Below are 11992 nucleotides of genomic sequence, written 5' to 3' on the forward strand. Positions count from 1 at the left end.
AACGGCGTGAACGGCACCTGAGGCCGATGCCGATCAGGCCGTTCAGGCCGAACAGCTTGCCCCGCCCAGCACGCAGAAGCGTGCGCAGTGCGGGTGGTTCAGCGGCACCTCGCGGTCCGCCTCAGCCACGGTATCCCCCAGGTCGAAGCCGGGATCGTAGGGCAGCAGCGTGCAGGCGACCACGCGCGGCGCCGGTTCGCCCTTGCGGTGCACGACCATTCGCTGCGTCGCGCACATCACCTCGTCCGGCGACTTGCCCAGAATGTCCCAGCAGCCGGTCGTGATTTCCGCGATGTCTGCCTCGGCGTCCATTTCCGGGAACAGCACGAGCCGCGCGGAATCGAAGGCGTCGATGGCAATGCCCTCGGCCTCGAACAGCAGGCGATAGGCATTGCGCGCCTGCTCCTGCGTTTCTCCCGCAAGGCTTCTCCCGGCAGCAGCGAGCGAGAATCCATTGGCCGAAAGCCAGCGCATCCCCTCCAGCATGGGTGCCCAGCTATTCGGCCCCCGCTCCGCCTCGTGCACATCCTGCCTATGGTGATCGATGGAAACGCGCACGGTCAGCTTGTCGCCGTAGGTCTCGCGCAGGCGCAGCAGATCGGCCTCGTGCCGCCGCATCGGCTTCATCGCGTTGGAGAGGACCAGCACCTCGTGGCCGCGCGACAGGGCATGCTCGATCATGGTGATGATCTCGGGATTCATGAACGGCTCCCCTCCGGTGAAGCCGATTTCGCGCACATCCCTGTCTGCAATTTCATCGAGGAAGCGCGTCACGTCGCTGGCGGCCATGTAGACCAGCGCATCGTTGGTTGGGCTGCTCTCGATGTAGCAGTTGGCGCAGGCGAGATTGCACAGCGTGCCGGTGGCGAACCACAGCGTATCGAGCCGCGTCAGCCCGACGCTGGCGCGCTGCTCTCCCTTGGCAGTCACCTGCGGATCGATGAACTTGCCGGGCGGCAGGCGTTCGCCATCCACGGTGAAGGGCGACACGCCCGCAGGCGCATTCCTCGTCTTCGCGCGCGATGCCATCAGAAGGCGCGCCGCATCTTTGCCAGCAGGGAGACCCATTTCTTCGGCCACTTGCCGAAGACGGTCGGCTCCCACGCCTTGAACGCAGCTGCCTTCACGATTTCCGCGCGGGTGGGATAGGAGATTACCGCGCCGCCCACGTCGAAGGTGCCGCTCTTCCCGGTGATCAGCTGGGTGAACGGCAACAGCAGTTCGCCAGCGTTCACGCCGCAGATGGATGCGCCCACCACTTTCTTTCCCTTCAGCATCACCTTGAGGTGGCCCTTGTCCAGTCCTTCCGCAATGGCGCGCTCGTTGTGGTCGAAACCTTCGGTTACGACGGTCAGCTTGTCGCCAAATGCCTTGCGCGCTTCGCTCTCGGTCATGCCGATCTGGGCGATTTCAGGTTCGGTGTAGGTGCACCAGGGCAGCGCGCGCCAGTCCACCTTGGCGGGCAGGCCAAGCGCGATTTCCAGCACCACGTTCGATCCTTCGTAGCCCGATACGTGCGTCAGGCGGGGCCCCTCGCGGCAATCGCCGATGGCATAGATGTGCTTGAGGTTCGTGCGCCGGCGTTCGTCCACCTTGATGCCGTTGCGGCCCAGTTCGATGCCCAGTTCCTCCAGTCCGTAGCCTGAGGTGCGCGCCTCGCGCCCCACGGCGATCAGCAGGTGCGAGCCGGTGATATCCTCGCCGCTATCGGTGGTGACGGTGATCGCGCCTTCTCCGCCTGATAGCTTCGCAGCCTTGCCGCCGACGAAGCGCACGCCCTCGGCTTCCATCGCGGCTTTCACCACGGCCACGCTGTCGCGGTCGTCGCGCTTCATCAGTTCGCCCGGCTCGATCACGGTCACTTCGCTGCCGAGCCGACAGAACGCCTGCGCCATTTCCATGCCGATCACGCCGCCACCGATGATGACGAGGTGCTCCGGCTGCTCGGTCAGGTCGAACAGATTCTCGTTGGTGAGGTAGGGCACGTTCCCTAGCCCTTCCACGTCCGGCACCAGCGGGCCGGAGCCCGTGGCAATCACGATGCGCGGCGCGGTGAGCGTGCGGCCGTCGACCTCGACGCTCTTCGGCCCGGTCAGCTTCGCCCAACCCAGAATGACTTCGCAGCCCATCTCCTCGAACCGCTCTGGCGAATCGTGCGGCTCGATATGGGCAATCGCATCGTGGATGTGCCTGTGAACGCCGCTCCACTCCACGATCGGCGCGGAAAGTTGCACGCCGGCCCGCTTCTCCTCGCGCGCTTCGGCGGCGCGCCTCGCCGCAGCGATCAGCGCCTTGGAGGGGACGCAGCCGTTGTTCAGGCACTCCCCGCCCATCTTGTGCCCTTCGATGAGGGCAGTCTTTAGACCGAATAGCCCGCAGCCGCCCGCGGCGGTAAGCCCTGCCGCACCGCCGCCGATCACGATCACGTCATGCGTGTATTTCAAGAAAATTCCCTTCCAACAACTGTTTCAGGATGGCCGACGAACGTGAACTCGTCCATGCATCCTTTCGGTCCCCACGGAGATAAAGTTTCATGAACCTCGAGAATTCGCAGAACTATTACGGCAAGGTTCTGGAAGGTTCGTCCGACCTGCGCACCGATGCGTGCTGCACTTTCGAGATGCCCTCCCCCAGCGTGCGAGAAGCGCTGCGCAACGTGCACGAAGAGGTGAAGGCGCGCTATTACGGCTGCGGCCTCGTGGTGCCGCAGGCGCTGGAAGGGTGCCGGGTGCTCGATCTCGGTTCGGGCAGCGGGCAGGATGCCTACCTGCTGGCGCAGCTGGTCGGGCCGGAGGGCTCCGTCATCGGAGTGGATGCAACGCCGGAGCAACTGGCCGTCGCCAATGCCCACAAGGACTGGCACGCAGAGCGGTTCGGCTATGCCAATGTCGAATTCGTCGAAGGCGATATCGAGAAGCTGGACCAACTGGGGCTGGAGCCGGAAAGCTTCGACGTGATCGTCTCCAACTGTGTCATCAACCTTGTCGCCGACAAGGAGGCCGTGTTCCGCGCCGCGCACAGGTTGCTGAAGCCCGGCGGGGAAATCTACTTTTCCGACGTCTATGCCGACCGCCGCGTGCCTGCGCACCTGCTGGACGACCCCGTGCTGCACGGCGAATGCCTGTCGGGCGCGCTCTACTGGGGCGATTTCGACCGGATCGCCAAGGCCGCAGGCTTCGCCGATCCGCGCCTCGTGACCGATCGACCGCTGGGCATCAACGATGCCGAGGCTGCAGAGAAGCTGGCGGGCATCAATTTCGTCTCCGCCACCTACCGCCTGTTCAAGCTGGATGGGCTGGAGCCGCAGTGCGAGGATTACGGGCAGGCCGTGATCTATCAGGGCACCGTGCCTGAGCACGAGAAGGTCTTCGAACTCGACGCCCACCACGCCATCGAGGCGGGCCGGGTCTTCCCGGTGTGCGGCAACACCTGGATGATGCTGTGCGATACCCGCTTCGCGCCGCATTTCGACTTCATCGGCAATTTCTCGAAGCACTTCGGTGTCTTTCCCGGCTGCGGATCGGCCGTGCCCTTCGGCCAGTCCGATGCGAACCCCGCCAAGTCGGAAGCGCCCTGTTGCTGAAAGTCCTCGTCACCGGATCCGCCGGTCTGATCGGCGGCGAACTCTGCGCTCGGCTGTCGGCGCGCGGCGCGCAGGTGACGGCCATGGTGCGCAAGACGCGCGAGGTGCGTGGGAATGACGGTGCCTTGGTCGAGGGGATCGATGTGGTTTCAGGCGACGTCATCGCGCCGCTGATGGGCCTCGACCCGGCAAAGCACGATATCGATCTCGTCATCCACTGCGCCGCCAGCCTGGAATTCGATGCCCCGCGCGAAGTGCTGGCGGCGGTGAATATCGAGGGCACGCGCAACGCGCTGGACTTTGCCACGGCTGCGGGTGCTGGCTTCCTCCACGTCAGCACAGCCTATGTCAGCGGCACCCGCGAGGGCGCGATTGCCGAGGGGCCTGTGCCGGAGGGCACGCAGTTCACCAACAATTACGAGGAGAGCAAGGCGCTGGCCGAGGCCGTGGTGGCAGCCAGCGGCGTGCCCTTCGCCGTGGCGCGTCCTTCAATCGTGCTGGGCGACTTCGAGAACGGCGCGATCCGCGATTTTCCCTCGCTCTGCAACGTCTTTCGCCTGATGGCGCGCGGCAAGGTGGGCACCTTTCCGGCGCGCGAATCCTCGACGCTGAACCTGGTGCCCCTCTGCCACGTGGCGGAAGGCATCGCGCTGCTGGCAGAGCGTTTCGATGCGGCGCAGGGCGGCTATTTCCACCTTGTCACGAACAGCCCGACGCCCGCCGCCGAACTGGCGCACGGCGTATCCCGCGTGGATCATTTCCCCGACCCGCAAGTGGTCGACCCTGCGGCTTTCGATCCGCAGGCATTGCGTCCGGCGGAAAGGATGCTGCTGGAGCGGATGATGGCGACTTTCGGTGCCTATTTCACCCGCGACCCCCGCTTCGACGACAGCCAGTTCCGCGCCGTGACTGGGCTGGAATGCCCGGTAACGGACAGAGCCTGGCTCGACCGGCTGATCGCCCACGGGATAGCGAGGGGATACCTGCCTAACGAACGTCGGGGTAGTGCCGCTCAAGCCGCTGCCTAGCGCCCGTGGCCCACAGGAATCCGACCTTCAGGTAGATCCAGTTCGCCTTCAGGCCGCCCCATTCGGCAATGCGCCTGTCGGATGTCTCGATGGTGCGCGGCACCATCCGCACGCGGCCAAGCTCTGTCATGCGGATGCACAGGTCCGCTTCCTCCATCACCTTGGCCGCCGGGTCGCAGCCGCCGCAGCCCAGGAAATCGCCACGGCGGAAGAACATCGCGTGATCGCCGAACAGCAGCCGCCCGCCGCGAAGGAACAGCGAGGGGCGGAAAAGGAGCGGCGCGTACCAGGTCTTGGCCCAGTTGTGCGCCGTGGTGCCCCAACGGGTCTTCCTGCCCCTGATGATCGGCGTGAACCCGGCGAGCGAGGTCTTCGGGTCCGCCAGCACCTCTTCGATCACCGCCACCATGTCGACCGGCGGCACGGTGTCGGCATGCAGCACGCAGACGTTCGTCGCGCGCGCCGCCGCCACGCCGGTGTTGATCTGCACGCCGCGACCCCGGTCGGCTTCGATCACATGCCAGCCTGCCTTGCGCGCCAGCGAAACGGTGGCGTCTTCGCTGCCGCCATCCACCAGCAACACTTCCGATGGCCGGGGATCGAGGCGGGCGACCTTCGCAATCAGCGCCGGCAGCGCCTTCTCCTCGTCGAGCGTCGGGATCAGCAGGCAGGTGTCGCTCACGCCGTCAGTTCCGGCCACCGGGCAAGATCTTCCGGTCGATCGCAGTCGTCGAGTTCCTCGAGCAAGCTGTAAGCGATACCCAGATCATCGAGCCTGCGCTTCGTTTCTGCCAGCACCGAGTCGGTGCCCCACGGCATGTCCTGCCAAAGTTGCGGGACGGCCTGCGTGAAGCCTAGCAAGTAATAGCCACCGTCGGTGGCCGGTCCGATCACCACCGGCACCTCTTCCAGCGCCCGAGCGGCAGCGCGGAGGTGATCTGCCGTGAGTGCCGGAATGTCCGCGCCCAGCAGGATCGCCGGGGGTGCAACCTGCGACAACCGCGCCCCAAGGTCGCCCTCGCCCTGTTCGACCAGCGGCACGTCGTCGCCCAGCCACTCGGCAAAATCCGCAGCACTTGCGCCAGTATGGTGGACCACGAACGGCAAACCACTCTCGCGCATCGTCGCCAGCGTCCGCTCGACCAGCCGCCGGTGGACTCGCGCCGCGCCCGCATCGCCCAGCAGCGGGGCGAGCCGCGTCTTCGCCTTTCCGGCAGTCGGATACCTGGCGAACAGGGCAATCTTCGGTGTCACGTCCATGCCCGTCGCTGTAACTGCTGGACGCGCCGGAAGCGATGGCTCAATGTGACGCATGGCTTCCCGTCTCTCGAAAATTACCGGCATCGCCGTGGCAGGGGCCGCGGTCGGCGCTCTCCTGCTGGCTGAGCGTGCCCGTCCGCTGCGCCAGCGCACGCGCAAGGAATTGCCGCGCCTTGCCCGCAACGCCGCGATGGGCGCGGCGTGCCAGGCCGTGATCATGGCCAGCGAAGCGCCGATCACGGAGGCCATCGCGCAGGAGAACAGGCGGCAGCGACGCGGCCTCCAGCACCTGATCGGCGGGTGGCCGGGGCGCTTCGCCGCCGTTCTGCTGATGGATTACACCTATTACCTGTGGCACGTCGCCACCCACAAGGTGCCGTTCCTGTGGCGTTTCCACCGGGTCCACCACGTCGATCCCGATCTCGACATGAGCACGGCAGTGCGCTTCCACGCTATCGACATGCTGGTGTCGACCCCGATGCGGATGCTGCAGGTTCGCCTTTCCGGTGCGGACCCCGCCACGCACAATATCTGGCGCGGATTCTTCCTCGGCTCGGTGCTGTTCCACCATTCCAACCTGCGCTTGCCGAAAGGCGTGGATGAGGCACTGAGCACCGTTATCACGACGCCGAGGATGCACGGTATCCACCACAGCCAGAAGCTGGACGAGATGGATTCCAACTGGACCTCCGGCTTCAGTTTGTGGGACCGGCTGCACGGCACCTTCCGCGCCGACGTGCGGCAGGAGGCCATCGTTATCGGCGTGGACGACCCGGCGGCGACGCGCGACATTGCCCTGCTCCCCGCGCTGGAAGCGCCCTTCGCGCCCAACAACTATCGCCACGCGCCGGGAACATCCTGAAATCCTGCCGACTTGTGCCCCTTCCCCGCTTGGTATAGCCTGTAACCAGGTTCCGTCCGCGTGGGCGGGTTATAGAATAGACGAAAGCATACCAGTTATGGCGGATATCAATCCGCCGGACCGACGCGAAAAGGCCAGGAAAGCGGCGCCACAGGGGCAGACAGGGCGCCAGAACAATCGAAATGGCCAGCACAGCAGTTCCGGCGATCACAATGGCAGGACGCAGCGGGATTCCCGCAACTGGCGCCGCCCTCCACACAAAAGCTACAAGCAGGCCTACGCCGCGATCGACCTTGGCACCAACAACTGCCGCCTGCTGATCGCGCGCCCCAACGAAGAGAATTTCGTGGTGATCGACGCATTCAGCCGCGTGGTGCGGCTGGGCGAAGGCTTGGCGCAGACAGGCAGGCTGTCCGATCACGCAATGGATCGCGCGCTGGGCGCGCTGAAGGTGTGTTCCGACAAGCTGCGCAAGCGCAACGTCCACCTTGCCCGCTCGGTCGCCACCGAAGCCTGCCGCCGCGCATCGAACGGAGGGGCATTCATAGAGCGTGTGCGCGAGGAAACCGGCATCGTGCTCGATATCATCAGCGCGCAGGAGGAGGCGCGGCTCGCCGTGCTGGGCTGCCACATCCTGCTGGAAGACGGCATCGGCCCTGCCATCATCTTCGATATCGGCGGCGGCTCCACCGAGCTGGTGCTGATCGAACCGGGCGCGCCCGTGCCGCGCATCCTCGACTGGCAGAGCGTGCCGTGGGGCGTGGTCTCGCTGTCGGAAACGGTTGGGGAGGAGCCCGACGACGACGAAGGCCGCCTTGTCCGCTATGCGAAGATGAAGCAGCTCGTTCTCGACAGCTTCACCGAATTTGCCGCGCGTATCGAGGAGCACAAGGCACCGGACCAGCGCCTGCTGGGCACCAGCGGCACGGTGACGACGCTGGCAAGCGTTCATCTCGGCCTGCCGCAGTACGACCGCAAGGCGGTGGACGGGCTGATCGTGCCGTCCGATTCCATGCGCGATATCTCGCAGCGGCTTTCGGCGATGTCGCCCGAGGAACGCAGCGAGCTCGATTGCATCGGTTCCGACCGGGCAGACCTGGTGGTTGCCGGATGCGCGATACTGGAAGCGATCCTGGAAATCTGGCCCGCAGACCGGCTGGGCGTTGCCGATCGCGGCATTCGCGAGGGCATTCTGCGCAGCCTGATGGCCGCCGATGCCGAGGGCATGGAAACGCAGGCCGCCCTTCGCCGCCTGAAACAATCGGGAGCGGCAAACTGATGGCCCGTGCAGGACAGGATTCGCAGCGCCGCCTGAAGAGCGGGAAGAAGCGCAAGGCCAGCTCGCAGCGGTGGCTGGAGCGGCAGTTGAACGATCCCTACGTCAAGCGCGCAAAGGACGAGGACTATCGCAGCCGCGCGGCTTTCAAGCTGATCGAGCTGGACGACAGGTTCGGCCTGGTGAAGGGCGCGAAGCGCGTCGTCGACCTCGGCATCGCGCCGGGCGGCTGGGCGCAGGTGGTGCGCCGCCGCGCGCCCCGGGCCGCGATAGTCGGGATCGACCTGCTGGAAACCGATCCCATCGAGGGCGTCACCATCTTCCAGATGGATTTCATGGACGATGCCGCGCCCGCGGCTCTTACCGAAGCGCTGGACGGCGCGCCCGACCTGGTGATGTCGGACATGGCGGCCAATACCGTGGGCCACAAACAGACCGACCACCTGCGCACCATGGCATTGGTGGAAGCGGCAGCTTGGTTCGCCGTGGAAGTGCTGGAAAAGGGCGGTGCCTTCATTGCGAAGGGCTTTGCCGGAGGGACGGACCGCGAGTTGCTCGACCTTTTGAAAAAGCACTTCAAAAGCGTGAAGCACGCCAAGCCACCCGCCAGCCGCAAGGGTTCCAGCGAGTGGTACGTCGTGGCGCAGGATTTCAAGGGCCGCGACGCTTAGGGCGCGGCCCCGTTGTTCCGAATAGCGCGGCGATTATTCGCCGGTGTTCACCAGCGGCGAATCTTCCGAAACCGGCTGTTCGTCACCCATTGCACCAGCCGCTTCCGCCGGATCGACAGGCGCGCCTTCGGTCTGGCCGGGGCCTTCGCCCGCGCCATCCAGTTCGCCTTCCACATCGACTTCGGCGACGGGTTCGGGCAGCGGCGGGCCGCCACCGTATTCACGCAGGTAAAGCGTCACGTCGGCACGATCTTCGGCGCTGGAGAGGCCGGCGAAGCTCATCTTCGTGCCGTTGGCAAATGCGCGCGGGCTGGCAAGCCAGGCATCCATCGCCGCGTAATCCCAGGTGCCGCCCTTGTCGGCGAGAGCGGAAGAGTAAGCAAAGCCCGGCGCGTGTTCACCGATGCCGGTGCCCAGCACACCGTAGAGGTTCGGGCCGATACCGTTCGCACCGCCCTGCTCGATCGTGTGGCAGGCAACGCACTTGGCGAACACGGCTTCACCGGCGGCAGCAGAGCCATTGGCCAGCAGGGTGGCGAAATCGGGGCCACTATCGGCCGCGGCACCTTCCTCGGCAGCTTCGATCACGTAGCCGAATTCCTCGACTTCGCTGGAGAAAAGCTTGTCGCTGACCGAGTTGAGGCCCAAGGCCACGATACCGCTGGCGAGAACCCAGCCGAAGATGGTGTTGGTGTTGCTCATGTCGATTATTTCTGCCGGTTAGAATCTATGCGGTCGCGCTCTAGTGCCCATGGGCGCGCTTCGCAAGGGCGTATGCGCGCTTGTCGCCGGGCTACGGCCTCGCTACCGACTTTCGCCCTATGGAATCGTATCCCGCTCCCGCCCTCGCCATGGTCGAGTCAATGCATGCTGCCGCAGCGCAGGACCCGGCACGCGCCATCGCCTTCCAGGGCGCGCCCGGTGCCAATTCGCATCGCGCCGTCAACGAATGGGACCCGGATGCCCTGCCGCTGCCCTGCTTCAGCTTCGCCGCGGCGATCGAGGCGGTGGAGGAAGGGCGCGCTTCCTGCGCGATGATCCCGATCGAGAATTCGCAGGCCGGGCGCGTGGCCGACATCCATTTCCTGCTGCCCGAAAGCGAACTGTGCATCGTGGGCGAGCATTTCCTGTCCATCGAGCATTCGCTGATGGCGCTGGATGACAAGGGACCGTTCAAGGGTGCGTTCAGCCATCCCCACGCGCTCAGCCAGTCGCGCCATTACCTCAAGGAGCGTGGCATCGTCCCGCTCAGCCATGCCGATACCGCTGGCGCCGCCGCCCATGTGGCCGAGCTTGGTGACCCGGAATTCGCCGCCATCGCGCCCAAACTTGCCGCCGATCTCTACGGCCTCAAGATCGTGGATGAGAACGTGGAGGACGCTGCCGACAACACCACCCGATTCGTGGTGCTGGCGCGCGAGGCGCTCGATCCGGCAACGCTGGCGGGGCAGGAAACGCTGACCACCTTCGTGTTCGAGGTGAAGAACATCCCCGCCGCGCTCTACAAGGCGATGGGCGGCTTGGCCACCAACGGGGTCAACATGACGAAGCTGGAAAGCTACCAGAAGGGCGCCAGCTTCGCCGCCACCATGTTCTACGCGGATATCATCGGCGCGCCGGGCGATCCGGCAGTGGACCGCGCGATGGAAGAGCTAGCGTTCCACTGCAAGGGGGTGCGCATGTTCGGCACCTATCCGCTGGCTCGCCAGAGGGGTTGATCGCCCGTCAGGCAGCGGCCTTCGCCGCGCAATTGTGCGCGATGAACTCCTCGTGCAGCGGCAGGCGGCTGGCGGCGGCGGCACAGTCTGCTGCAATCCGGCGCACCATCCGGGCGATTTCCGCAGGATCGGCCCTATCCGCCAGCGCGTGCACGCCGCGGGGCAGGGAGCGCTGGCCGATCAGCATGGATGCCCAGCTGCCGATCTGGAACAGGTGGCCGCCATCCACGGCGAGGTGCCCGCGCGCACGCCACACGTCCAGCGTCTGCGCCAGCGTATCGGGCACGTCCATGTTGCGGGTGTAGCGCCAGAATTCCGAATCCTCGCGCTCGGTCAGCTTGTAGTGGGCGATGATGAAATCGCGCACCTGCTCCCATTCGAGGCGGGTGCGGGCATTGAACTGGTCGCGCAGCTCCGGGTCCATCGCGCGGGTCGGGAACAGCTCCACCAGCCGCTCGAGCGAACTCTGCACGAAATGGATGGAGGTCGATTCGAGCGGTTCGAGAAAGCCCGAGGACAGGCCCACGGCCACCACGTTGCCCACCCATGGTCGCTCGCGCCGCCCGGTGCGGAATTTCACCAGGCGCGGTTCGCCCAGCGCCTTCGTATCGAGCGTCGCCAGCAGACGCTCCTCCGCCTCGCTCTCGCTGGAAAAGGCGCTGGCAAAGACGTGGCCGTTGCCGGTGCGGTGCTGCAGGGGGATGCGCCACTGCCAGCCGACCGGATGGGCGATACCTTTCGTGTAGGGCGTCAGCGCGCCTTCCGCCCGCGCAGAGGGCACAGCCAGCGCGCGGTCCGAGGGGATCCATTTCGACCAGTCTGTCCACGGCTCTTCCAGCGCCCCGCCCAGCAGCAGGGAACGGAAGCCGGAGCAGTCGATGAACAGGTCGGCCTCCAGCACCCGGCCATCCTCCAGCGTCACGCTTTGGACGAAGCCGCTCTCGCCATCGCGGTCAGCCCCGGTGATCATGCCCTCGATCCGCTTGACGCCCCGGCTTTCCGCCACCTGTCGCAGGTGCGCTGCATAAAGGTGCGCGTCGAAATGATAGGCATGGGTGTAGCGGTTCTGCAGGTCGCCCTTCTTTGGGCCCGAGGGGGCAAAACGGTTCTGCTGCGCCGCGTGGTAGGCGACGTGGCATTCCTGCCATTCGGGGTAGTCCGCACCGTCGTCCGCCTGGAGGCCCAGCAGCCACCAGTGATGCAGTTTCACCAGCGCGTCGATCTCGCGCCCCACGGCGCCGAACTGGTGCAGGTACCTGTCCCCCACGCGCCCCCAGTTGTGGAACTCGATCCCCAGCTTGAACGTGCCATTGGTCTCGGCAACGAAGCGCGCCTCGTCCAGTTGCAGGAAGCGGTTGAACTTCTGCATCGGCGGGATCGTCGCCTCGCCCACGCCGACGATGCCGATGGCCTCGCTCTCCACCAGCCGCACCTCGACATCGCGCGCCAGCGCCGTGGCCAGCACTGCCGCCGCCATCCAGCCGGAGGAGCCGCCGCCCACCACCAGCACCCTGCGCACCCGCTCTTCTCGCGGGGACTGGAGCGCGTATTCGTTCTTGGCAATCTGCGTCATGCGCATCCTTTTGCGGATTTG

Annotated in this window: 12 protein-coding genes; 6 read left to right on the forward strand and 6 right to left on the reverse strand. The window is 65.7% G+C overall.

All coding sequences use genetic code 11. The annotated features are described in order from the left end of the window. Positions 1 to 42: 42 nt before the first annotated feature. Entirely contained in the window at positions 43 to 1029 is a 987-nt protein-coding gene (locus ABFX23_RS08160; RefSeq protein WP_346032603.1) for a radical SAM protein, read from the reverse strand. After that, positions 1029 to 2444, reverse strand: coding sequence for a dihydrolipoyl dehydrogenase family protein (locus ABFX23_RS08165; protein WP_346032604.1), 1416 nt, complete (start codon positions 2442 to 2444; stop codon positions 1029 to 1031). The genes ABFX23_RS08160 and ABFX23_RS08165 overlap by 1 nt, the downstream gene beginning before the upstream one ends. An 89-nt stretch (positions 2445 to 2533) precedes the next feature. Here ABFX23_RS08165 and ABFX23_RS08170 point away from each other — a divergent pair, with 89 nt between their 5' ends. Together ABFX23_RS08170 and ABFX23_RS08175 are read left to right on the forward strand one after the other, a co-directional pair. Continuing rightward, positions 2534 to 3583 carry a methyltransferase domain-containing protein gene (locus ABFX23_RS08170; RefSeq protein WP_346032605.1) on the forward strand — a complete coding sequence of 350 codons (1050 nt, stop codon included), beginning with the start codon at positions 2534 to 2536 and terminating at the stop codon, positions 3581 to 3583. Next, positions 3577 to 4611, forward strand: a complete 1035-nt coding sequence (locus ABFX23_RS08175) for an SDR family oxidoreductase (protein ID WP_346032606.1) — start codon at positions 3577 to 3579, stop codon at positions 4609 to 4611. Before ABFX23_RS08170 ends, ABFX23_RS08175 begins: the two co-directional genes overlap by 7 nt. Here ABFX23_RS08175 and ABFX23_RS08180 read toward each other — a convergent pair. Then, complete coding sequence (locus tag ABFX23_RS08180) at positions 4571 to 5293, reverse strand: glycosyltransferase (protein ID WP_346032607.1); 723 nt, start codon at positions 5291 to 5293, stop codon at positions 4571 to 4573. The two genes, ABFX23_RS08175 and ABFX23_RS08180, sit on opposite strands and share 41 nt — an antisense overlap. Beyond that, positions 5290 to 5871 carry a TIGR04282 family arsenosugar biosynthesis glycosyltransferase gene (locus ABFX23_RS08185; protein WP_346032608.1) on the reverse strand — a complete coding sequence of 194 codons (582 nt, stop codon included), beginning with the start codon at positions 5869 to 5871 and terminating at the stop codon, positions 5290 to 5292. The genes ABFX23_RS08180 and ABFX23_RS08185 overlap by 4 nt, the downstream gene beginning before the upstream one ends. 52 nt (positions 5872 to 5923) lie before the next feature. On the opposite strand from ABFX23_RS08185, the gene ABFX23_RS08190 reads away from it, so the two are divergent. From ABFX23_RS08190 to ABFX23_RS08200, 3 genes are all read left to right on the forward strand, one after another. Then, the gene (locus ABFX23_RS08190; RefSeq protein ID WP_346032609.1) at positions 5924 to 6733 is read left to right on the forward strand and encodes a sterol desaturase family protein; all 810 of its coding nucleotides are present in this window, start codon (positions 5924 to 5926) and stop codon (positions 6731 to 6733) included. A 97-nt stretch (positions 6734 to 6830) separates the two neighbouring features. Next, positions 6831 to 8012 (forward strand): Ppx/GppA phosphatase family protein, encoded by a 1182-nt coding sequence (locus ABFX23_RS08195; RefSeq protein WP_346032610.1) that lies wholly within the window; start codon positions 6831 to 6833, stop codon positions 8010 to 8012. Continuing rightward, on the forward strand, positions 8012 to 8680 hold the full coding sequence (locus tag ABFX23_RS08200; RefSeq protein ID WP_346032611.1) for an RlmE family RNA methyltransferase: 669 nt from the start codon (positions 8012 to 8014) through the stop codon (positions 8678 to 8680). Before ABFX23_RS08195 ends, ABFX23_RS08200 begins: the two co-directional genes overlap by 1 nt. Positions 8681 to 8713: 33 nt before the next feature. Here ABFX23_RS08200 and ABFX23_RS08205 read toward each other — a convergent pair whose 3' ends face one another. Beyond that, a complete protein-coding gene (locus ABFX23_RS08205; protein WP_346032612.1) occupies positions 8714 to 9382 on the reverse strand; it encodes a c-type cytochrome in 669 nt (222 codons plus the stop codon). A 119-nt stretch (positions 9383 to 9501) separates the two neighbouring features. Between ABFX23_RS08205 and ABFX23_RS08210 the strand changes: the two genes are divergently transcribed. Continuing rightward, positions 9502 to 10398 carry a prephenate dehydratase gene (locus ABFX23_RS08210; protein WP_346032613.1) on the forward strand — a complete coding sequence of 299 codons (897 nt, stop codon included), beginning with the start codon at positions 9502 to 9504 and terminating at the stop codon, positions 10396 to 10398. Positions 10399 to 10405: 7 nt separating this feature from the next. Here ABFX23_RS08210 and ABFX23_RS08215 read toward each other — a convergent pair whose 3' ends face one another. Next, entirely contained in the window at positions 10406 to 11971 is a 1566-nt protein-coding gene (locus ABFX23_RS08215; RefSeq protein WP_346032614.1) for a tryptophan halogenase family protein, read from the reverse strand. Positions 11972 to 11992: the final 21 nt, after the last annotated feature.

This window comes from Erythrobacter westpacificensis (assembly GCF_039542285.1).
GTDB classification, from domain to species: Bacteria; Pseudomonadota; Alphaproteobacteria; order Sphingomonadales; family Sphingomonadaceae; genus Alteraurantiacibacter; species Alteraurantiacibacter westpacificensis.